Raw genomic sequence first — 20,977 nt, 5'->3', positions numbered from 1 at the left:
ACCGCGCATTCTCCGAAGCCGAGGTTATCCGAAGATGAATCCGGCTGTGTGAGGGTCCGTCCTCAGGCACGATCACCAAAATACTCGCGGCACCACTGCACCACCGGCGGCAGGCCCTGCTCGATCGGGGTGACCGCGTCGAAGCCGAAGGCGTCATGGGCGCGACGGGTGTCCGCCATCGTGCGCACCATGTCGCCCGGCTGCATCGGCTTGTAGACCTTCTGCGCGGGGCGGCCGGCGGCCTGCTCGATCACGCTGATGAAGCGCTCCAGCTCGACCGGCGTATGGTTGCCGAGGTTGAACACCCGGTGCGGCACGGTTTCGGTGCTGGGGTTCGCGAGGGCGCCGAGGATGCCCGAAACAATGTCGGAAACATGTGTGAAATCACGCTGCATGCGCCCTTCGTTGAACACATCGATCGGCCGCCCGGCCAGCACCGCGCGCGAGAACAGCAGCGGCGCCATGTCCGGCCGGCCCCACGGGCCATACACGGTGAAGAAGCGCAGGCCAGTGGAACGCAGGCCGTACAGCTGCGCGTAGGTGTAGGCCATCAGCTCGTTGGCGGCCTTGGTGGCCGCATACAGCGAGCGCGGCTGGTCCACGCGCTGGTCCTCGGAGAACGGGGGCGTGGCCGAGTCGCCATACACCGAACTGCTGGACGCGTAGACCAGGTGCTGCACGCCGCGATGGCGGCACAGCTCGAGCATGTTGACGAAGCCGACCAGGTTGCTGTCGACGTAGGCGTGCGGGTTTTCCAGCGAATAGCGCACGCCGGCCTGCGCGGCCAGGTGGATCACCGCAGTCGGCTTCACTTCATCGAACAGCGCGGCCAGGCCCTGCTGGTCGGTCAGGTCCAGGGTGCGCAGATCCAGGCCCGGGCACAGCGCGGCCACGCGGTCGCGCTTGATCTGCGGGTCGTAGTAGTCGTTGAAGTTGTCCAGGCCGACCACGGCCTGGCCGGCCTCCAGCAGCGCGCGGGCGGTGTAGGCACCGATGAAGCCGGCAGCGCCGGTAAGCAGGATGGTCATGGCAAAGGCTCTGCAACGAAGTTCAGACGGTGGATGTTACCGGTCTCAGAAGAAACCGAAGCGCTTCCTGGCGACGTTGACCCGGCCCGGCACGATCACATCCTGGATGTTCTTCGCATCGAAACGGTCCAGCAGGGCCTCGGTGTCCTTCCGCAGCTTCAGGTCCATCTCTTCCGGGTACAGCGGGACGATGGACATGAACACGATGGTCCTGCCGTCGTCCAGCTGCAGCGTGTCGAAGCCCTCGGGGGTGGTCACCGGCGGCAGCACGATCGCGCCGTCGAAGCCCACGCCGGGGGCGTACGGCTCGGCCGGGTGGCCGTTGGGAATGGTGTGGCCGAAGCCGAGCCAGGTGTCGTACTCGTGCGGCAGGCGCGCCAGCGTCTTCAGCAGGCGCACCGGCCAGTAATGGCGCTCGTCCCCGAAGGCATCCTGGGTGATCGGCCAGTCGGCCGGCAGGGTCACCATCAGTTCCATGTACTGCGGCACCTCCACCTCTTCGGGCGTGGCCATGGGCAGGTCGCTCATGCCCGACGTCACCAGGCGCAGGTAGGGGAAGCGTTCGCTGGCCGGCACCACATGCACGTCGATGTGCACGAGGTCGGAGATGATTTCGTGGAATACGCAGGAAATCGGGCCCAGATGGCACTCGATGTGCGCGCTGATGGCCTCGATGTGCGAGTCGCCCCGGGCCGGGGTGAAGTCCTTCTCCCGGCGGTGGCGCAGGATCGGGCTGCCACCCGGGCTGACGTCGTCGATCTCAGTGCTCATTCCTGCTCCCTGGATGAGCCGCGGCACAGGGCCGTCCCGCGGCGTGCGCGCTTCCTGCCGCGCGCGGTTGCAGCGATGCCGCGCTCAGCCCTGGCGGGTGCGCAGCTTTTCCAGCACGCCGTCCAGCGTGTCCAGATCGGTGTAGTGGATGATCAGCTTGCCCTTGCCGCCGCGGCCGTGGTTGATGGCCACCTTGGTGCCCAGCGATTCGGACAGCTCGGTTTCCAGCGAGGCGATGTCGGCCTGCTGCACCTTCGGCGTGGCCACCGGGCGGTTGCTCGGCACCTTGCCGGCAGCGAAGGCCTGCGCACGGCGCTCGACCTCACGCACCGACCAGCCTTCATCGGCCGCTTCCTGCGCCAGCTTGCCGGCCAGTTCCGGGGCCAGGGTCAGCAGCGCGCGGGCGTGGCCCATTTCCAGGCGGCGGGTTTCCAGCAGCAGGCGGATGGCCACCGGCAGCTCCAGCAGGCGCAGCAGGTTGGACACCGCCGCGCGCGAGCGGCCGACGGCCTCGGCGGCCTCGGCGTGGGTCAGGGTGAATTCGCTGATGAGGCGCTGCAGCGCTTCGGCTTCTTCCAGCGGGTTGAGGTCTTCGCGCTGGATGTTCTCGATCAGCGCCATCGCGATGACGGTGCGGTCTTCCAGCTCGCGCACCACCACCGGCACTTCGTCCAGCCCGGCCAGCTGCGATGCGCGCCAGCGGCGCTCACCGGCAACGATTTCGTAGTTGCCCGCCGGCAGCTGGCGCACCAGGATCGGCTGGATCACGCCCTGCGACTTGATCGAATCGGCCAGCTCGGAGAGCTTGCCTTCGTCCATCTCGCGGCGCGGCTGGTACTTGCCCGGCTGCAGCTGGCCCACGGCCAGCTTGCGCAGCACTTCACCCGGCAGGGGTTCGATGACCGCAGTGGTGGCCTGCACCTGGCTGGCTGCGCCCTTGGGGCCCAGCAGGGCGTCCAGTCCGCGGCCGAGGCCTCGCTTCTTGGCGGCAGGCTTGCTGGTCATCAGGCGGTCTCCACGGCCTTGCCGGCCTTGTTGCGTTCGTTGTTGCGGCGGATGATCTCGCCGGCCAGACCCAGGTAGGCCACGCCACCGCGCGAGGCGCGGTCGTAGCCGACGATGCTCTGGCCGTGGCTGGGGGCCTCGGCCAGGCGCACGTTGCGCGGCACGATGGTGCGGAACACGCGGTCACCGAAGTGCTCGGTCAATTCAGCCGACACGGCATTGGCGAGGTTGTTGCGCACGTCGAACATGGTGCGCAGCACGCCCTCGATCTCCAGCACCGGGTTGAGGTTGGTGCGCAGCGCTTCGATGGTTTCCACCAGCGCGCTCAGGCCTTCCAGCGCGTAGTACTCGCACTGCATGGGCACCAGCACCGAATCGGCGGCGGCCAGCGCGTTGAGCGTCAGCAGCGACAGCGCCGGCGGGCAGTCGATCAGGATGTAATCGTACTCTTCGCGGATCGGCGCCAGCGCGCGCTTCAGGCGCTGCTCGCGCTCTTCCTGCGCCATCAGCTGGATCTCGGCCGCGGTCAGGTCGATGTTGCCCGGCAGCAGGTCGTAGCCCTCAGCGGTGGCCACGCGCACGTCGGCTGCCTTGGCTTCGCCCAGCAGCAGATCGTAGGTGGAGGAGACCAGCTCGCGCTTGTCCACGCCACTGCCCATGGTCGCGTTGCCCTGCGAATCCAGGTCGACCAACAGCACGCGCTTGGGTGCGTTGGCCAGGGAAGCGGCCAGGTTGACGGCGGTCGTGGTCTTGCCGACGCCACCCTTCTGGTTGGCGATGGCGATGATGCGGGCCATGCGGGTGTGCCTCGTCGACGTGTGCTGGGACCGGTCATTATGCGTACAACCGGCCCCGTGCGGAAATCATGGATCGCCAACCCCTTGTTTCGCAAAGGGCCGGCGGCGGGGTTCAGGGGCCTGTAACAGTGACCAGATGGCGTTCGCCGGCCAGGCCGGGCACGCTCAGCGGGGTCACCTCGCGCACCTGCCAGCCTGCTGGCAGGGCCGCGATCTCGTCATGCGGGTAGACGCCCTTCATGGCCAGCAGCACGCCACCGGGGCGCAGCAGATGGCCACCGACGCGGACGATGCCGGCCAGGGTGTCCATCGCGCGCGCGGTCAACTGGTCGTAGCGGCCGGCTTCGTCCAGCGCCTCGGCGCGCGATTCGGCCACGCGTGCATTGGCCAGGCCCAGCTGGCGCACGGCTTCGCGCATGAAGCGCGCCTTCTTGCCGTTGCTCTCCACCAGGGTGACCTGCAGGCCCGGGCAGGCGATGGCCAGCGGGATGCCCGGCAGCCCGGGGCCGGTACCGAGATCGGCCAGGCTGCCATCGGCCACGAACGGCTGCATCGCCAGCGAATCGAGCAGGTGGCGGGTGACCATGTCCTGCGGATCGCGGATGGCAGTGAGGTTGTAGGTGCCGTTCCAGCGGTGCAGCAGCGCCAGGTAGCGCAGCAGTGGCGGCGCCAATGTGGCCGCCAGGCCCATGCTGGCCAGGCCCTGTTCCAGCGTGGAGACTGCGCCGGCGGGAAGATCGTGTTCGCTCATGCCGTCATTATCGCCGGTTTTGCCCGCCGGTTCGCCGCTTCAATGCGCGGCGTCAATCGGCATGCCAGGCCAATGCCGCGCGGAACTGGCCGCTGGCCTGCCATTCGTGCAGGTGCCAGCGCTCGGCTTGGCCCAGTTCGGCGTCGCACCAGCGCAGGTGCAGGGCACCATCGGCACCGGGCGCCAGCAGCAGCCGGTGCAGGCCGAAGGAGATGCCCTGGCCATGCGCCTTGAGCAGCGCTTCCTTGGCGCACCACACGCGGAAGAACCAGTGTTCGCGCGCGTCGGCGGGCAACCCCTGCAGCCATGCCACCTCATCGGGGTGGAAGAAACGCTGGATGATTTCCAGCAGGCGCGGGCGCGGGCGCAGCAGTTCCAGGTCCACGCCCAGCCGCACGCCCTCGCCCAGCGCCACCAGCAGCACCTCGCCGCTGTGGCTCCAGCCGGTGCCGTAGTGGGCCAGCGCGCCGGCCAGCTCTGGCCGGCCCTTGTCGTCGCGCACCAGCGGCAGGGCATCGGGTTCGCCGCCCAGGGCCTGTGCCAGCACCTGCCGGGCCTGCGGCTCACCGCGCTGGCCGGGCACGTGCGGGCAGCGCCAGACCGTCACCGGGCCAAAGCGCCAGGGGCCGTCCAGGGTGGCAGGCAGGCTCATCCGCACGCGTCCGTCACGGGATTGCACAACGGGTTCACGGCGCTGCGCGTCAACTGGCGCTCGCCCCTTCCCCTTCCCGAGGTCACGTTCATGGGCATCATCATCTGGCTGATCGTTGGCGGCATCGTTGGCTGGCTGGCCAGCATCATCATGCGCCGCGACGCCCAGCAGGGCATCATCCTCAACGTCGTGGTGGGCATCGTCGGCGCGCTGATCAGCGGCTGGCTGTTCGGCGGCGGCATCAACGAGGCCATCACCCTGCGCACGTTCCTGTTCTCGCTGATCGGTGCGGTGATCCTGCTGGCCATCGTCAACCTGTTCACCCGCAAGAGCATCCGCTGAAGCGGCGGTAGTGCCGGCCGCTGGCCGGCAGACGCATCAGAACGGGCCCGGCAATCGCCGGGCCCCGTTCGTTCAGCCCAGTTGCACCCACGCCGGCGCATGGTCGCTCGGGCGCTCCCAGGTGCGCGGCTCGCGGTCGATGCCCGACGCCACGGCACTGGCCTTCAGTGCGTCGGAGACCAGCGTCAGGTCGATGCGCAGGCCCAGGTTGCGGCGGAAGCCGGCCGCGCGGTAATCCCACCAGCTGAACACCCCGGCCTCGTCGTTGTGCAGGCGGAAACCATCATGCAGGCCCAGCTGCAGCAGCTTTTCCAGCGCGCCGCGCTCGGCCGTGGAGGTCAGGATGTGGTTCTCGTTCCAGACCTCCGGGTCGTGCACGTCGCGCGCATCCGGGGCGATGTTGAAGTCGCCCATCACGATCAGCTTCGGATGGCGCTGCAGTTCCTGCGCGATCCAGGCGTGCACCGCTTCCAGCCAGCGCAGCTTGTAGTCGTACTTGTCGGTGCCGATGTCCTGGCCGTTGACCACGTACAGGTTGATCACCCGCAGATCACCGAAGGTGCCGGCGATGACGCGCTTCTGCTCGTCCTCGAAGCCGGGGATGCCGATCTGCACGTCCTGCGCCGGCTCACGCGACAGCAGGGCCACGCCGTTGTAGGTCTTCTGCCCGGCGAACACGCTGCGGTAACCGGCGGCGATCAGCGCCGAATCGGGGAACTTGTGGTCCTCCAGCTTGGTTTCCTGGATACCGACGATGTCCGGGCCGAACTCCTTGAGCCACTGCTCCAGGTGCGGCAGGCGGACATTGAGCGAATTGACGTTCCACGAGGCGATTTTCATGGGGCCATTCTACCCGGCCCCGCTGGCCCGGTAGTGCCGGCCGCTGGCCGGCAACCCCATGAACGTTCGGCGAGACCCTGCATCTGCCGGCCAGCGGCCGGCACTACCGCAGCAGCAGCCTCAACAACCCGGCAATCTTCGAATACGGCGGCCGCAGCCGGTCGCTGGCCGCCCAGCGCGACTGCCACAGCACCGGCAGCCGCTTGCTCATCGCATCGAACCCGGCCCGGCCGTGGTACGCGCCCATGCCGCTGGCCCCGACCCCGCCAAACGGCAGGCCATCGGCGGCGAAGTGCAGCAGGGTGTCGTTGACCGTCACCCCGCCGGCCACCACCTGGCCGAGGATGCGCTCCACCGTGGCCCTGTCATGGCTGAAGGGATACAGCGCCAGCGGCCGGTCGCGGGACAGCACGTCGCCCAGCGCGGCCTGCAGATCCGGGTAGGCGCGCACCGGCAGGATCGGCCCGAAGATCTCCTCGCGCATCAGGTCCAGGTCGCCCGGCGGGTCCAGCACCACGGTCGGCACCAGCAGGCGCTCACGGTCGGCACGCGCATCATCCACCTGCGCCAGCGGAATCACCGGCACGCCACGCTCGCGCGCCTGCGCCAGATAGCCCTGCAGGCGCTGGTACTGGCCTTCGTTGATGATGCGGGTGTAATCGCCGGCATCGCTGAAATCGCCATAGCGCTCGCGCACCTGCTGCTGCAGCGCCTGCACGAACTCGCGCTGGCGTGCGGTGTCGATCAGCACATAATCCGGCGCGATGCAGGTCTGGCCCGCGTTGAACCACTTGCCGGTGGCCAGCCGCGCGGCGGCAGTGTCCAGCGGGAAATCGCGGCAGACGATGGCCGGCGACTTGCCGCCCAGCTCGAGCGTGACCGGCACCAGATGCTCGGCCGCGGCGGCCATCACCTTGCGGCCGACGGCCGTCGAGCCGGTAAACAGCAGATGGTCCAGCGGCAGCGAGGACACCGCCGCAGCCACGTCCGCCCCGCCCTGCACCACCGCCACGCGGTCGCGCGGGAACACGCTGGCCAGCAGATCGGCCAGGAACGCGCTGGTGCGCGGGGTGTGCTCGGAGGGTTTCAGCAGCACGTGATTGCCGGCGGCGATGGCCGTGGCCAGCGGCACCAGCGCCAGGGTCACCGGGTAGTTCCAGGGAGAAATCACCCCGACCACGCCCAGCGGCGTCGGCCGCAGCTGCGCGCGCGCCGGCCACAGCTTCCAGCCGGCCGATACGCGCTGCGGCTTCGACCAGCGCCGCAGGTGGCGGCGCAGGTGGTCGATGGCCGACAGCACGCTCATGCCATCGGCCAGCTTCGATTCAACGTGGGCACGGTGGCCGAAGTCCTCGGCGATGGCCTGGGCCATTTCATCCAGGCGCGGCTTCAGCGCCTCGCGCAGGCGGCGCAGGTCGGCTTCGCGCTGGTCGAGCGAAGGGCGCTGGGCCTGCCAGGCGCTGCGCAGGGTGTGCAGGATGGCGGGGAGGTCGGCTGGGGCGGTGGTGGTCATGGGCCGACTATACGAGCTACGGCGGTCATGACCGCATGACAGGGAGTGGAATCGACTGGGTAGAGTCGACTGTCAGTCGACTGCCGTCGGCGCAGAACGCATGAACCCCGCGCTGCGCGCGATAGTCGACCAACGGTCGACTCTACCCGCCGTCAGGCGATCCGGCGCCCCCAAAACAGAAAGGCCGCGGTCTGCACCGCGGCCTTTCCTTCATTGCATTGAACCCACCGGTTACTTGGTGATGTCCACGTTCTTCGTTTCAGCCAGGAACAGGCCGCCGATCACCACCGACATCAGCGCGATGATGATGGGGTACCACAGGCCGTAGTACAGGTTGCCGGTACCGGCCACCAGCGCGAAGGAGATCGCCGGCAGGAAGCCACCGAACCAGCCGTTGCCGATGTGGTACGGCAGCGACATCGAGGTGTAGCGGATGCGGGTCGGGAACAGTTCGACCAGGTAGGCGGCGATCGGGCCGTAGACCATGGTCACGTACAGCACCAGCAGCCACAGCATGAAGATCGTACCGGCGATGTTGATGCGCGAACCATCGGCCTTGGCCGGATAGCCCGCCGTGGTCAGTGCACCCTTCAGTTCGGCACCGAAGGCATCGGCCTTGGCCTTGCCTTCTTCCTTGGTCAGGCCGGCGGCCTCGTACGAGGTGACGCTGGCGCTGCCCACGTTCACCATGGCCAGCGAACCGGCAGCGGCCGGCTGCACGTCGTACGGCACGCCCGCCTTGGTCAGCGCGGCGGTCGCCACGTCGCAGGAGCTGGTGAACTTGCGCAGGCCGACCGGATCGAACTGGAAGGAGCAGGTGCTCGGATCAGCCACAACCAGCGCCGGCGAGTTGCTGCGGGCCTCTTCGATGGCCGGGTTGGCGAAGTGGGTCAGGCCCTTGAAGATCGGGATGTAGGTGACGGCGGCCAGCAGGCAGCCGGCCAGGATGATCTTCTTGCGGCCGATACGGTCGGACAGCCAGCCGAAGAAGATGAAGAACGGCACGCCCAGCGCCAGCGCGGCGGCGATCAGCAGGTAGGAGGTGGTGGCGTCGACCTTCAGCATGCTGCTCAGGAAGAACAGCGCGTAGAACTGGCCGCCGTACCACACCACGGCCTGGCCGGCCGCAGCACCCAGCAGGACCAGCAGCATCAGCTTCAGGTTGCCGCCCTTCAGGCTGTCACGGAACGGGGTCTTGGAACCCTTGCCTTCGGCCTTCATCTGCTGGAACAGCGGCGACTCGCTCAGCTGCAGGCGGATCCACACCGAAATACCCAGCAGCACGATCGAGACCAGGAACGGAATGCGCCAGCCCCAGGCTTCGAAGGCTTCGTTGCCCAGGAAGTAGCGGCAGGCCAGGATGATCAGCAGCGACATGAACAGGCCGAGCGTGGCCGTGCACTGGATGAAGCTGGTGTACAGGCCGCGCTTGTCTGCCGGCGCATGTTCGGCCACGTAGGTCGCCGCGCCACCATACTCACCGCCCATCGCCAGGCCCTGGGCCAGGCGCAGCACGATCAGGATCACCGGTGCGGCGAAACCGATCGAGGCGTAGTTGGGCAGCACGCCGACCAGGAAGGTCGAGATGCCCATGATGAGGATGGTGACCAGGAAGGTGTACTTGCGGCCGATGCGATCGCCGAGGCTGCCGAAGAAGGCCGCGCCGAACGGACGCACGAAGAAGCCGGCGGCGAAGGCCAGCAGGGCGAAGATCATGCCCGTGGTTTCGTTGACGCCACTGAAGAACTGCTTGGCGATGATGGCCGCGAGCGAGCCATACAGGAAGAAGTCATACCACTCGAAAACAGTGCCCAGGCTGGACGCGAAGATGACCTTCTTGTGTCCCTGGGTGAGCTCGGCTTTCGCCGGTGCAGGTGTGCTGGACATGAGACGTTTTCCCTCTGTAGATGCCGACCGTTGGTCGACTCCGTGTTCTGGTAGGTGCCGACCGTTGGTCGGCACTCAATGTGGTAGGTGCCGGCCGCTGGCCGGCACGCTCTTAGAAGCTGTACTTCGTGGTGAACTGCACGCGGTTGATGTCGCCCTTGCGGCCGTCCTCGATCTCACGCACGCCGTACATGTACTCGGCACCGATATCGACCTTGGGCATCGGCGTGTAGAAGATGTTGCCGCGGATGCTCTGCACGCTCTTGGTGACCAGCGGCCCCAGGCTGCCATCGTTGTCGTAGTCGCTGCGGGCGTAGATCAGGTTGGTGCGCAGCTTCGGGGTGAATGCATGGCGCCAGCCGACGTAGCCGGCCAGCACGCCGGTCGGGTTGAGCTCGTCGCGGGCGATGTCGTAGGCGGTGTCCGCAGTCACGCCCAGGCCGATGTAACGGGCGATGCCTTCGCCACCGGTCAGCTGGTAATGCAGCGAATCATTGCCGCCCATCACCCACTTGCCGCCGAGGGTCAGGCCGCCAGCCACCTTGTCGGCCTTGGCGTTGGTGGCCTGGTTGTCGACCTTCAGCTGGCGGACGATGCCGCCGACGCCGAAGGTGCCCCAGTCGCCCTTCCAGCCGTAACGCATCGTCAGGTCGGGCAGGCTGCCACGGTCGGAGTTGGCGCTGGCGTTGGTCCACGCGCCGGTGACCGGGTTGCGGGTGCCGGTGAGGGTGGTGGTTTCCGGGTTTTCCAGAGCGACGCTGAAGCCGCCCTGGGTGTAACGCACCTGGGCCTGGCGGACGAAGATCACGCCATCGGTCGGGCCGACGAAGTCGACCGCTTCCGGCAGCGCCGCCGCATCCATGAAGTTGGACCAGGTCTGGCCGGCCAGCCAGTTGTTCCAGTACATGTAGGCGTGGCGCAGGGTCACGCCGTAGGTGTTGGTGGCGGTCTGGTTGCCCAGCGAATTGCCGAAGAAGTCCATCTCGAACATCGCGCCGGACTTGTTGCCCGACTCGCTGACGTTGTCGATGCCGATGTTGAAGCGCGAGAACTTGGCGTGGGCGTTGTAGTCCACGTCCGAGCGCTTGCCCGAGCCGCCGGCGCCGGCCACCGGGGTCTGGCCCGGCAGGTACAGCGCGCGGCCGGTGGCATCGTCGGCCAGCTGGCCATCGCTGGTCTGGGTGGCCAGGAAATCAGCCTTGATGAAGCCGCCGATCTTGACCGTGGTGCCCGGCGCGGCGCCCGGGGTGATGGTGGTGACCTGGATCGGCTGCTTGCCGGCCGGCACCTGTGCGACCGGCTTCTGCTCGGCCTGCACGGCGCGGACATCGGTCACGGCCTGCTGGGTCTGGACGATCTGGGTCTGCTGTTGCTGCTGCGAAGACAGCAGCGCCTGGACCTGGCGTTCCAGTTCAGCGACGCGTGCTTCCAGTGCTTTCTCTTTGGCGGTCTCTGCGAACGCCATGCCCGGTGCGACCAGGGCGACCAGCAAGCAGGCCGCCAAAGGTTTGCGCACGGCTTTCAACGTACGGTGGCTCATGTTGCCCTCTCTCCCAAGTGGCAAGGTGATGCCGCGCGTGGGGCACGGTCGAGCCGAGACTGCGGGGCGTTTATGTATAGCGGTATTCGCCATTGGTCGAACCCGGGCCTGCAGAGCGCCGCCTTTCGACCATGGTCTAAGCGCCGTGGTGACGCGACCGGGGGTGGATGGGGCAAACTGGTGGCGGAGGGTCGCTGCGATGCTGCGACCGCACATACAAAGTCAACGTGCAAGTGAGGGTGCCATGGCTGATATCTACCCCGTCGATCCGCAGTTCGCCGCCAAGGCACGCATCGACAAGACGTCCTACCAGCAGCAGTACCAGGCCTCGGTGTCCGACCCGGATGCGTTCTGGGGCAAGGCCGCCGAACGGCTGGACTGGATGCGCAAGCCGACGAAGATCAGGAACGTCAGCTACGACCTGGCCGACTTCCGCATCAAGTGGTTCGAGGACGGCGAGCTCAACGCCAGCGTGAACTGCCTGGACCGCCAGCTCGAGAAGCGCGGCGACAAGACCGCCCTGCTGTTCGAACCGGACGGTCCGGACGCACCGGCCCAGCACGTGACCTATCGCGAGCTGTACGAGCGCACCTGCCGCCTCGGCAACGCGCTGCGCAACCTGGGCGTCAAGAAGGGCGACCGGGTCACCATCTACCTGCCGATGATCGTCGACGCCGCCGTGGCCATGCTGGCCTGCGCGCGCATCGGCGCCATCCACTCGGTGGTGTTCGGTGGTTTCGCGCCGAACTCGATCGCCGACCGTGTCAGCGATTGCCAGAGCAAGCTGATCATCACCGCCGACGAGGGCCTGCGTGGTGGCCGCAGGATTCCGCTGAAGGCCAACGTCGATGCCGCGCTGAAGCTGCCGGGCACCAATACCGTCGAAACCGTGCTGGTGGTGCGCCACACCAGCGGCGCGGTGGACATGCAGGCCCCGCGCGACCGCTGGTTCCACGACGTGGTGGACAGCCAGCCGTCCACCTGCGAGCCGGAACGCATGAACGCGGAAGACCCCTTGTTCATCCTCTACACCTCCGGTTCCACCGGCAAGCCGAAGGGCGTGCTGCACACCACCGGTGGCTACCTGCTGTACGCGGCCTACACCCACGAAGCGGTGTTCGACCTGCGCGAGGACGACATCTACTGGTGCACCGCCGATGTCGGCTGGGTCACCGGCCACAGCTACATCGTGTATGGCCCGCTGGCCAACGGCGCGACCTCGCTGATGTTTGAAGGCGTGCCGAACTACCCGGATACCTCGCGCTTCTGGAATGTCATCGACAAGCACCAGGTGACCATCTTCTACACCGCCCCGACCGCCATCCGTGCACTGATGCGCGAAGGCGAGGAGCCGGTGAAGAAGACGTCGCGCGCCTCGCTGCGCCTGCTCGGCAGCGTCGGCGAGCCGATCAACCCCGAAGCCTGGCGCTGGTACTACGAGGTGGTCGGCGACAGCCGCTGCCCGATCGTCGATACCTGGTGGCAGACCGAGACCGGCGGCATCCTGATCTCGCCGCTGGCCGGCGCGATGGACCTCAAGCCGGGTTCGGCCACCCTGCCCTTCTTCGGCGTGCAGCCGGCGCTGGTCAATGCCGATGGCGAGATCCAGGACGGCCCGACCGAGGGCAACCTGATCATCCGTGATTCCTGGCCGGGCCAGATGCGCACGGTCTACGGCGACCATCAGCGCTTCATCGACACCTATTTCCGCACCTACCCGGGCAGCTACTTCACCGGCGACGGTTGCCGCCGCGATGAAGACGGCTACTACTGGATCACCGGCCGCGTGGACGATGTGATCAACGTGTCCGGCCACCGCATCGGCACCGCCGAAGTGGAGAGCGCACTGGTTTCGCACCCGAAGGTGGCCGAAGCGGCCGTCGTCGGCTTCCCGCACGACGTCAAGGGCCAGGGCATCTACGCCTACGTGACCCTGGTGGCCGACGAAGCCCCCAGCGACGAGCTGCACAAGGAGCTGGTGGCGTGGGTGCGCAAGGAAATCGGCCCCATCGCCACGCCGGACCATCTGCAGTGGGCGCCGGGCCTGCCCAAGACCCGTTCGGGCAAGATCATGCGCCGCATCCTGCGCAAGATCGCCGAGAACGCGCCGGACCAGCTCGGCGACACCTCGACCCTGGCCGATCCGTCGGTGGTGGCGTCGCTGGTGGACGAGCGCAAGGTCCGCTGATGGCATGAAGGCAGGTGCGGGACGCGCCAGGGACACCGCCGGGGGGAGGGACCCGGCGACGTCCGACCCGTCCCGCGCCGGCCGTCACGTCGCCCCTCTACCTGATCGATAAGCTCGACCCATGACCACCCTCCTGATTGCCGATGACCACCCGTTGTTCCGTGAAGCCCTGCGAGGGGCCGTGCAGCGGGTCATCCCGGGCGTGCAGCTGTTCGAGGCCGACAGCGTGGAAGCGCTGTACGCCCTGGCCGACCAGCACAACGACGCCGACCTGGTCCTGATGGACCTCAACATGCCCGGCGCGCAGGGATTCAACGCGCTGGTGCACATGCGCTCGCTGCACCCGCACCTGCCGGTGGTGGTGGTGTCCGCACGCGAAGAAGCCACGGTGATGCGCCGCGCGCTCGACCACGGCGCGCTGGGCTTCATTCCCAAGTCGGCCGACTCGGACACGATCGGGCATGCACTGGGCACCATCCTCGATGGCGAGACCTGGGCGCCGCCGGAAGCGCACAACGTGCCGCCCACCGGCAGCGAGGAACGCGAAGTCGGCCAGCGCCTGCGCGAGCTCACTCCGCAGCAGTTCCGCGTGCTGCAGATGCTCGGCGCCGGCCGCCTGAACAAGCAGATCGCCTACGACCTCAACGTCTCCGAAGCCACGATCAAGGCCCACGTCACCGCCATCCTGCGCAAGCTCGGCGTGACCAACCGCACCCAGGCCGTGCTGATGGCCGGCAAGCTGGCGATCGATGACGACGCCATCGTGCTGCCGCCGGAAGAAGACTGACGGTAGTGCCGGCCGCTGGCCGGCATCCGCCTGAAACCACTGGAACTGCTCTGGTAGCTGCCAAGCTTGCTTGGCACGCTTCTACCGACGCACCTGCCGGCCAGCGGCCGGCACTACCAGGCACCGCTGTGCTCGCGGTATAGCCTTCGCTATACAAACCAGCCCTGCCTGCGCGTTTGCCCGCAAATGCGCCACGCGCGGATCGCGGTGCTAAGCTTCGCGTCCCCTTGGGGAGTAGCCGGATTCCTTCGCAGGAATCGTCCACGTCAACATACTCGGCCAGTGCGCCGTGGCGTGGACAACCATGATGGTTGGCGAGACCAGCGGCCCGCGCGCGCAACGACAGGTTGGGCGCGAGCGCGAGCCGTGCGTCCGTCCTTGCCCGACCTTCAGCAGCCGCCAATGTCTCCTGTTTCGATCCTCCTGATCGGTTTCGCCATGTCCACCGATGCCTTCGCTGCCGCGATCGGCAAGGGTGCGGCCATGCGCAAGCCGGTGTTCCGCGATGCACTCCGCGCCGGCATCATCTTCGGCGTCATCGAGGCGATCACGCCCATCATCGGCTGGCTGCTCGGCCGCGCCGCCCTGCAGTACGTCGAAGCGTTCGACCATTGGATCGCCTTCGGCCTGCTGGTCGCGCTGGGCGTGCACATGATCATCAACGGCGTGCGCCCGGACAGCGGCGAAGAGGATGAGGATCCCTCGCAGCACCACGGTTTCTGGAAGCTGGCACTGACCGGTTTCGCCACCAGCATCGATGCCATGGCCGTGGGCATCGGCCTGGCGTTCATGGACGTGCATATCGGCGTGATGGCTGCGGTCATCGGCCTGTGCACGCTGACCATGGTCACCGCCGGCATCATGCTGGGCCGCGTGCTGGGCGGCATGGTCGGCAAGCGCGCCGAGATCATCGGCGGCGTGATCCTGGTGATCATCGGTTCGACAATCCTGTACGAACATCTGCACGGCGTGGCGTAACACGTTGAGGATTGCGTGGTTGCCGGCCAGCGGCCGGCATTACCTCGCGTCGCGCAGCGCGCCGAGGAAGGCGCGCAGCGAGGCCGGCTTGATCGGCTTGGTCAGCACGCGGTAGCCACGCTCGCGTGCCATCCGCTTCAGTTCATCGCGGCCATCGGCGGTCAGCAGCGCGCCCGGCAACGGGTAGCCGGCCGCTTCGCGCAGCGCCACCAGCGCGTCCAGGCCATCCATGCGGTCATGCAGGTGGTAGTCCACCAGCATCACCTGCGGTTGCTCGGCCACCTTCTCCAGCGCCTGGTCCACGGTCGATGCGGTGATCACCTGCACCTGCCAGCGGCCCAGCAGCGCGCGCATGCCATCGAGGATCTCCTCGTCGTTGTCCACGCACAGCACGCGCAGCCCAGCCAGCGAGTCGCTGCGCACCGGTGGCGCGGCGGCCTGGGCGGGCAGCAGCGGCTCGCTGTAGCCCGGCAACGGCGCCACGCGCGGCAGGATGATCGAGAACATCGAACCACTGCCGACCCGGCTGCGCGCGTTGAGGCGGTGGTCAAGCAGGCGCGAGATGCGCTGGCAGATCGACAGGCCCAGCCCCAGCCCCTGCTCGCCCCAGTCGAAGGGCTGCTGGTAGCGGTGGAACTCCTCGAAGATCTGGCGCATGTGGTGCTCGGGGATGCCCGGGCCGGTATCCCACACCTGCAGTTCCACTTCGTCGCCACGCTGGCGCACGGCCAGCACGATGCGGCCCTGGCGCGTGTAGCGCAGTGCGTTGGCAAGGAAGTTCTGCAGCACGCGGCGCAGCAGGCGGCGGTCGCTGCGTACCCAGGTGGTACGCGCGAACAGGTCCAGGCGCAGGCCACGACCGGCCGCCACCGGCGTGTACTGCGCGGCCAGTTCGCGCATCAGCGCACTCACATCGAATTCGCCGATGACCGGATGCAGGCCGCCGGCATCCAGCCGCGACACGTCCAGCAGGCCATCCAGCAGTTCTTCGGCCGCGCGCAGCGAAGCATCCACGCGTTCGGCCAGGTGCTTCTGCTCGTCGCTCACGTGGTCGCTGTCACGCAATGCCGAAGCGAACAGGCGCGCGGCATTCAGCGGCTGCAGCACGTCATGGCTGATCGCCGCGAGGAAGCGGGTCTTCGACTGCTGCGCGACCTCGGCTTCGTGCGAACGCTCGGCCACGCGCTGCTCCAGCGTTTCGTTGGCTTCCAGCAGTGCTTTTTCCGCGTGCTTGTAGTCGGTGATGTCGTTGTAGCTGGTCACGTAACCGCCGCCGGGCAGCGCCTGGCCGCGCATCTCGATCACCTTGCCATCGCTGCGCGTGCGTTCGAACACGTGTGGTGAACCGGCGCGCATGTAACCGATGCGGCGGTTGATCTGCACTTCGATGTCGCCTTCGCCGAGCTCGCCGCGTTCGGCGTTGTAGCGGATCAGGTCGGCCACCGGCCGGCCCACGTAGAGCATGCCGTCGGGGTAACCGAACATGTCCTGGTAGCGCCGGTTCCACGCGGTCAGGCGCATGTCCGGGTCGACCACGCTGACGCCCGCGCTGATGTTTTCCAGCGTGGTGGACAGGATCTCGCGGTTGAAGCGCAGCTCCTGCCCCGCTTCGTCCAGCACCGCCACCACTTCACCCAGGTCCATGCCCGAGCCACGCAGCAGGCTGGTCAGCAGCAGGCGCGCGGAGGCGGCGCCGATCGACGCGGCCAGCAGGCGCTCGGTGAACTGCACCCAGGGCCGGTCGGCCGGTGCCGAGGACTGCAGCTCACGGCCCAGCGACTGTGCCTGTTCGAAGAACGAACGCCGCGCGTGGCGCTCACCCACCACGCGCGAAGCCAGGGCCAGCAGGTCGCCCACGTGCACGTGGCCGGGCCAGCCGCCCGCCACCGAGGGGCGTTCGGCGTAGGGGTCGAGGAAGGGCGCGGCGCGCAGGCGTTCGTCCACGCCGGGGCGCCAGCGCGCGGACACCAGCATCATCGTGGCCGCGTTGACCAGCAGCGACCAGAACGTGCCGTGGGTCAGCGGGTCCCAGCCGGTCATGCCGAACAGCTGCTGCGGGCGCAGCCATTCCACGCCGAACGGACCGTGCTGCACCCAGGTCGCATCCACCCAGCCGGCCATGGTCATCGCCGGCAGCAGCAGGGTGTACATCCAGGTGGCAAAGCCCAGCACCATGCCCGCTTCGACGCCACGGCGGCTGGCGCCGCGCCAGTACAGGCCACCAATCAGGCCCGGCGCGAACTGCGCCACGGCGGCGAAGGCCATCAGCCCGTACGAAGCGAGGCTGCTGTCGTTGCTGCTGCTGCGGTAGTAGCTGTAGGCCATCAGGGCCAGCAGCAGGATGGCCAGGCGGCGGATCCACAGCACGCGCGAGGCCATGTCGGCCGCCTCCTGGTGATCGCCACTGCGGCGCAGCAGCACCGGCATCACCAGGTCGTTGCTGACCATGGTGGCCAGCGCGATGGAGGCCACGATGACCATGCCGGTCGCCGCCGAGAAGCCACCGACGTAGGCGATCAGCGCCAGCGCGTTGCGGCCTTCGGCCAGCGGCAGGGCCAGCACCATCGAATCGTCCGCGACCGTGCCGCCGGTGCCGAACAGGGTGACGCCGGCGGTGGCGATCGGCAGCACCATCGCCGAAATCAGCACCAGGTAGCTGCCGAACATCCAGCGCGCGCGGCGTACGTCGCGCACGTCGCCACACTCGACCACGGCCACGTGGAACTGGCGCGGCAGGCAGATGATGGCCAGGAAACTGAGCAGCGTCTGCGAGATGAAGCCCACCGGCGGCAGGCCGGTGAACAGCGTATGCACCGACTGCACCACCGCATCGGTGCGGTTGCTCAGCCACAGGTAGGCGAACACGCCCACCGCGAGCATCGCCAGCAGCTTGATGACCGATTCGAAGGCGATGGCCAGCATCATGCCGTGGTGGTGCTCGGTGGCATCGACCTGGCGGGTACCGAACAGGGTCGCGAACAGGGCCATCAGCAGGGCCACGTACAGCGCCGGATCGGTGAAGTAGCCGGTCGGGCCGGCGTTGCCGGTCAGCACCTGCAGGCTCATCGCCACCGCTTTGTACTGCAGGGCCAGGTACGGAACGATGCCGATGAGGGCAATGATCGCCACCAGCGCGGCCAGCCGCCGCGAGCGGCCGAAGCGCGAGGAGATGAAATCGGCAATGGACACCACGTTCTGGCTGCGCGCCACCAGCGCCAGGCGCTCGATGATGCGCCAGCCGAACAGCAGCATCAGCAGCGGGCCGATGTAGATGGGCAGGTAGCCCACGCCGTGGCGCACCGCGGTACCGACCGCGCCGTAGAAGGTCCACGACGAGCAGTACACGGCCAGCGCCAGGCTGTAGACGACCGGCCGCAGCCACGGCCGGTCGGGGTACATCGGCCGGCGGTCGCCCCACCACGCCACGCCGAACAGCAGCGCGGCATAGGCAACCGAGACCAGCAGCAGGATCCAGCTGGAGACCACGCGCGCGTTTCCGTCAGGACAGAGGCCAGTAGATCACGACCGTTGGCCATTCTGGTAGGTCACGACCGTTGGTCGTGACGGGGCATCCGTGCCCACTGACAGTGGGCACCCACCAGAAGAGGTGGACGGTGTCCGTGCCCACCAACGGTGGGCACCTACCGGGAATCAATGGGCACCCACCGGCAACCGGCCTTACTCGGCCGGCACGCCCATTTCCTTCAGCAGCTCGGGCGCCGGGTAGACCTTGGCCAGCAGCCAGCGCAGGTAGCGCATGTCCACGTGCACGGCACGCTTGAAGCGCGGGTCGAACCACCAGCTGGCGCTGACCGATTCCCAGTTGCTGTCGAAGTTCAGGCCGATCAGCTCACCCTTGGCGTTGAGCACCGGCGAGCCGGAGTTGCCGCCGGTGGTGTCCAGGTTGGTCAGGAAGTTGACCGTCTGGGTCTTCAGCGCCGGGTCGGCGGTGCTGCCGAAATCGCCCTTGGCGATGGCGGCCAGCTGCGGCTTCGGTGCATCGAACGGGTAGGCGTTGGTGTTCTTTTCGACGATGCCGGCCACGGTGGTCACCGGCGAATAGGTCACGCCGTCACGCGGATGCAGCGCCTCCACCTTGCCGTAGCTGATGCGCAGGGTGCGGTTGGCATCCGGGTACACCGCGCGGCCCTGCTTGGCACGCCAGGCGAACAGCGCCTGCATGTAAGCCGGGCGCAGGCGCAGCTGCTCGCCTTCGCGGGTCTTGCTCTCGTTCTCGATGCGCAGCTGCGCGGCCACCAGCGGGCCGGCCACGGCCACCAGCGGATCGGCGGCCAGGGCCTTGCCTTCGCGGGCGGCGGCGAAGCGGGACAGGCGCTGGGCCTCGTCACCCAGCTGGGTGCCGGCGTACAGGCCATCCAGAGCCTTGGCCAGCTCGGCCGGGGTACGGCCGAAGGCGGCGTCGAACTCGGCCACGCGCTGCGCATCCGGCAACTGCTGGTAGCGGGTCAGCAGGCGGGTCAGCAGGGCCTTCTCGACCTCCGGTGCGTAGCGGCGCTGCACCTGCTTGAGCACGCCCTCGATCATCGCCTGGTCGCGCTGCTGGTAGCCGGTCTCGCGCTGCGCATCCGGCTTGGCCGATTCGATGCGCAGGCGTTCCAGCAGCAGGGCCGAGCGCAGCAGCTGGGTCTGCGCGGCCATCTGGTCCAGCAGCAGGTCACGCTCGCCCACCGCCGCGCCCTGCGACAGGTTGGCCAGCAGCGCCTTGATGTCGGCCTGGTACTTGCGGTCGGTGGCGGCCAGCATGGCGGTTTCGTCGGCAGCGCGCTGGGCCTTGGCATCGCTGCGCAGCAGGCCTTCCAGCTCGCCGGCGGCGCGCTTGCGGTTGTTCTTCAGCGACTGCAGCTGCGAGGCGTAGCGGGTGCGTGCCTGCGCATCGTTGGCGCTGGCCGCCTCGATGGTGTCGATCATCTGCTGGAACACCGAGACCCGGCGCGGCAGCACGGTGTCGATCTGGCCGGCGAATTCGGCTGCGGTGCGGTGGCGGTAGGTGATGCCCGGGTAACCGGCCAGCATCGCGTAGTCGCCTTCCTTCGGGCCTTCCACCGACATCTGCAGGTGCGCCGGCGCCTGGTAGGGCACGTTGTCCTTGCTGTAGGCGGCCGGCTTGCCGTCCTTGCCGACGTAGGCGCGCAGCAGGGTGAAATCGCCGGTGTGGCGCGGCCACATGAAGTTGTCGATCTCGTCGCCGTAGTTGCCGATGGCACGCGGCGGTGCGTACACCAGGCGCACGTCGCTCAGTTCCAGCTGGGCGATGCGGTAGAAATCGGTGCCGTAGTACATGTTGGCCACCGAGCAGCGCACGCTGCCGTCCTTCTCGCACTCGGCCACGATCTGCTTGCTGGCCGCGTCGACGGCGTCGAAGTAGGCACGGCCGGTCTTGCCGCGGGCCTGGGCCAGCACCTGGTCGGTCACCTTGTCGAAGCCGACGGTGACCAGCACGCGGAAGTCCGGGTTGGCCGGGCGCTCGTCGGCACGGCCCTGGGCGATGAAACCGCCGTTGATGAGGTCGTGCTCGGGCGAGCTGTTGTACTGGATCACGCCCATCGCCACGTGGTGGTTGGTCAGCAGCAGGCCATCGGCGGAAACGAACGAGGCGGTACCACCGCCGGCACGCACCACTGCGCTCAGCGGCGGCGCGGTGACGTTGGCCAGCTCGGCCGGGTTGCCCTTGAAACCGGCCGCCTGCAGCGGCTTGGCCAGCTCCGGCAGCTGGGTCGGCATCCACATGCCTTCATCGGCGTGGGCGCCTGCAGCGAGGGTCAGGCCCAGGGCCAGGGCGGCAGGAAGGGTTTTACGGGCGGGCATCGGCATTTCCGGCAGTACAGAACAGCCCGGGACCATAGCCGCTGGGGGCGGATGGGGCAACGGCCGATGGTT

Annotated in this window: 16 protein-coding genes and 1 riboswitch; of the genes, 4 read left to right on the top strand and 12 right to left on the bottom strand. The window is 67.9% G+C overall.

Annotated elements, in window-relative coordinates; all coding sequences use genetic code 11:
• Positions 1 to 62 precede the first annotated feature (62 nt).
• The 6 genes from AC3WL7_RS03450 to AC3WL7_RS03425 form a co-directional block, all read right to left on the bottom strand.
• A complete protein-coding gene (locus AC3WL7_RS03450) occupies positions 63 to 1,028 on the bottom strand; it encodes an NAD-dependent epimerase/dehydratase family protein (protein ID WP_312735535.1) in 966 nt (321 codons plus the stop codon).
• Between the two features lie 45 nt (positions 1,029 to 1,073).
• On the bottom strand, positions 1,074 to 1,799 hold the full coding sequence (locus AC3WL7_RS03445) for a suppressor of fused domain protein (protein ID WP_492749333.1): 726 nt from the start codon (positions 1,797 to 1,799) through the stop codon (positions 1,074 to 1,076).
• Positions 1,800 to 1,883: 84 nt separating this feature from the next.
• Positions 1,884 to 2,804: a ParB/RepB/Spo0J family partition protein gene (locus tag AC3WL7_RS03440; RefSeq protein WP_079224318.1), complete on the bottom strand. Its 921-nt coding sequence runs from the start codon at positions 2,802 to 2,804 to the stop codon at positions 1,884 to 1,886.
• The gene (locus AC3WL7_RS03435) at positions 2,804 to 3,601 is read right to left on the bottom strand and encodes a ParA family protein (RefSeq protein ID WP_079224320.1); all 798 of its coding nucleotides are present in this window, start codon (positions 3,599 to 3,601) and stop codon (positions 2,804 to 2,806) included. The genes AC3WL7_RS03440 and AC3WL7_RS03435 overlap by 1 nt, the downstream gene beginning before the upstream one ends.
• Positions 3,602 to 3,713: 112 nt before the next feature.
• Positions 3,714 to 4,292: a 16S rRNA (guanine(527)-N(7))-methyltransferase RsmG gene (gene rsmG / locus AC3WL7_RS03430; protein WP_492749479.1), complete on the bottom strand. Its 579-nt coding sequence runs from the start codon at positions 4,290 to 4,292 to the stop codon at positions 3,714 to 3,716.
• A gap of 112 nt (positions 4,293 to 4,404) precedes the next feature.
• The gene (locus AC3WL7_RS03425) at positions 4,405 to 5,004 is read right to left on the bottom strand and encodes a 4'-phosphopantetheinyl transferase family protein (RefSeq protein WP_492749332.1); all 600 of its coding nucleotides are present in this window, start codon (positions 5,002 to 5,004) and stop codon (positions 4,405 to 4,407) included.
• 90 nt (positions 5,005 to 5,094) lie between these two features.
• On the opposite strand from AC3WL7_RS03425, the gene AC3WL7_RS03420 reads away from it, so the two are divergent.
• On the top strand, positions 5,095 to 5,346 hold the full coding sequence (locus tag AC3WL7_RS03420; RefSeq protein WP_079224325.1) for a GlsB/YeaQ/YmgE family stress response membrane protein: 252 nt from the start codon (positions 5,095 to 5,097) through the stop codon (positions 5,344 to 5,346).
• A 72-nt stretch (positions 5,347 to 5,418) separates the two neighbouring features.
• On the opposite strand, the gene xth is transcribed toward AC3WL7_RS03420, so the two are convergent.
• The 4 genes from xth to AC3WL7_RS03400 all read right to left on the bottom strand — a co-directional run bounded on the left by xth (position 5,419) and on the right by AC3WL7_RS03400 (position 11,126).
• Entirely contained in the window at positions 5,419 to 6,186 is a 768-nt protein-coding gene (xth, locus tag AC3WL7_RS03415) for an exodeoxyribonuclease III (RefSeq protein ID WP_492749331.1), read from the bottom strand.
• A 103-nt stretch (positions 6,187 to 6,289) separates the two neighbouring features.
• Complete coding sequence (locus tag AC3WL7_RS03410; RefSeq protein ID WP_492749330.1) at positions 6,290 to 7,699, bottom strand: coniferyl aldehyde dehydrogenase; 1,410 nt, start codon at positions 7,697 to 7,699, stop codon at positions 6,290 to 6,292.
• Positions 7,700 to 7,930: 231 nt separating this feature from the next.
• Positions 7,931 to 9,586: an MFS transporter gene (locus AC3WL7_RS03405; RefSeq protein ID WP_492749329.1), complete on the bottom strand. Its 1,656-nt coding sequence runs from the start codon at positions 9,584 to 9,586 to the stop codon at positions 7,931 to 7,933.
• A 112-nt stretch (positions 9,587 to 9,698) separates the two neighbouring features.
• Positions 9,699 to 11,126, bottom strand: coding sequence for a DcaP family trimeric outer membrane transporter (locus tag AC3WL7_RS03400; protein ID WP_079224338.1), 1,428 nt, complete (start codon positions 11,124 to 11,126; stop codon positions 9,699 to 9,701).
• Between the two features lie 244 nt (positions 11,127 to 11,370).
• Here AC3WL7_RS03400 and acs point away from each other — a divergent pair, with 244 nt between their 5' ends.
• The 3 genes from acs (at position 11,371) to AC3WL7_RS03385 (ending at position 15,079) form a co-directional block, all read left to right on the top strand.
• On the top strand, positions 11,371 to 13,314 hold the full coding sequence (acs, locus tag AC3WL7_RS03395; RefSeq protein WP_492749328.1) for an acetate--CoA ligase: 1,944 nt from the start codon (positions 11,371 to 11,373) through the stop codon (positions 13,312 to 13,314).
• 121 nt (positions 13,315 to 13,435) lie between these two features.
• Positions 13,436 to 14,101 (top strand): response regulator transcription factor, encoded by a 666-nt coding sequence (locus tag AC3WL7_RS03390; RefSeq protein ID WP_006477308.1) that lies wholly within the window; start codon positions 13,436 to 13,438, stop codon positions 14,099 to 14,101.
• 223 nt (positions 14,102 to 14,324) lie between these two features.
• A riboswitch (yybP-ykoY riboswitch) is annotated at positions 14,325 to 14,414 on the top strand.
• A gap of 89 nt (positions 14,415 to 14,503) precedes the next feature.
• Positions 14,504 to 15,079, top strand: a complete 576-nt coding sequence (locus tag AC3WL7_RS03385; protein WP_079224342.1) for a manganese efflux pump MntP — start codon at positions 14,504 to 14,506, stop codon at positions 15,077 to 15,079.
• Between the two features lie 39 nt (positions 15,080 to 15,118).
• Here AC3WL7_RS03385 and AC3WL7_RS03380 read toward each other — a convergent pair whose 3' ends face one another.
• Positions 15,119 to 18,565, bottom strand: coding sequence for a hybrid sensor histidine kinase/response regulator (locus AC3WL7_RS03380; protein ID WP_079224344.1), 3,447 nt, complete (start codon positions 18,563 to 18,565; stop codon positions 15,119 to 15,121).
• 192 nt (positions 18,566 to 18,757) lie between these two features.
• Positions 18,758 to 20,905, bottom strand: coding sequence for a S46 family peptidase (locus AC3WL7_RS03375; protein WP_492749327.1), 2,148 nt, complete (start codon positions 20,903 to 20,905; stop codon positions 18,758 to 18,760).
• Positions 20,906 to 20,977: the final 72 nt, after the last annotated feature.

Source organism: Stenotrophomonas sp. FW305-3-2-15-E-LB1 (genome assembly GCF_058787375.1).
This window is presented reverse-complemented; position numbering and strand designations above follow the sequence as displayed.

Coding starts and splice junctions, on each gene's coding strand:
- AC3WL7_RS03450 (WP_312735535.1), bottom strand. CDS start 1,028: ATGACCATCCTGCTTACCGGCGCTGCCGGCTTCATCGGTGCCTACACC.
- AC3WL7_RS03445 (WP_492749333.1), bottom strand. CDS start 1,799: ATGAGCACTGAGATCGACGACGTCAGCCCGGGTGGCAGCCCGATCCTG.
- AC3WL7_RS03440 (WP_079224318.1), bottom strand. CDS start 2,804: ATGACCAGCAAGCCTGCCGCCAAGAAGCGAGGCCTCGGCCGCGGACTG.
- AC3WL7_RS03435 (WP_079224320.1), bottom strand. CDS start 3,601: ATGGCCCGCATCATCGCCATCGCCAACCAGAAGGGTGGCGTCGGCAAG.
- rsmG (WP_492749479.1), bottom strand. CDS start 4,292: ATGGGCCTGGCGGCCACATTGGCGCCGCCACTGCTGCGCTACCTGGCG.
- AC3WL7_RS03425 (WP_492749332.1), bottom strand. CDS start 5,004: ATGAGCCTGCCTGCCACCCTGGACGGCCCCTGGCGCTTTGGCCCGGTG.
- AC3WL7_RS03420 (WP_079224325.1), top strand. CDS start 5,095: ATGGGCATCATCATCTGGCTGATCGTTGGCGGCATCGTTGGCTGGCTG.
- xth (WP_492749331.1), bottom strand. CDS start 6,186: ATGAAAATCGCCTCGTGGAACGTCAATTCGCTCAATGTCCGCCTGCCG.
- AC3WL7_RS03410 (WP_492749330.1), bottom strand. CDS start 7,699: ATGACCACCACCGCCCCAGCCGACCTCCCCGCCATCCTGCACACCCTG.
- AC3WL7_RS03405 (WP_492749329.1), bottom strand. CDS start 9,586: ATGTCCAGCACACCTGCACCGGCGAAAGCCGAGCTCACCCAGGGACAC.
- AC3WL7_RS03400 (WP_079224338.1), bottom strand. CDS start 11,126: ATGAGCCACCGTACGTTGAAAGCCGTGCGCAAACCTTTGGCGGCCTGC.
- acs (WP_492749328.1), top strand. CDS start 11,371: ATGGCTGATATCTACCCCGTCGATCCGCAGTTCGCCGCCAAGGCACGC.
- AC3WL7_RS03390 (WP_006477308.1), top strand. CDS start 13,436: ATGACCACCCTCCTGATTGCCGATGACCACCCGTTGTTCCGTGAAGCC.
- AC3WL7_RS03385 (WP_079224342.1), top strand. CDS start 14,504: ATGTCTCCTGTTTCGATCCTCCTGATCGGTTTCGCCATGTCCACCGAT.
- AC3WL7_RS03375 (WP_492749327.1), bottom strand. CDS start 20,905: ATGCCCGCCCGTAAAACCCTTCCTGCCGCCCTGGCCCTGGGCCTGACC.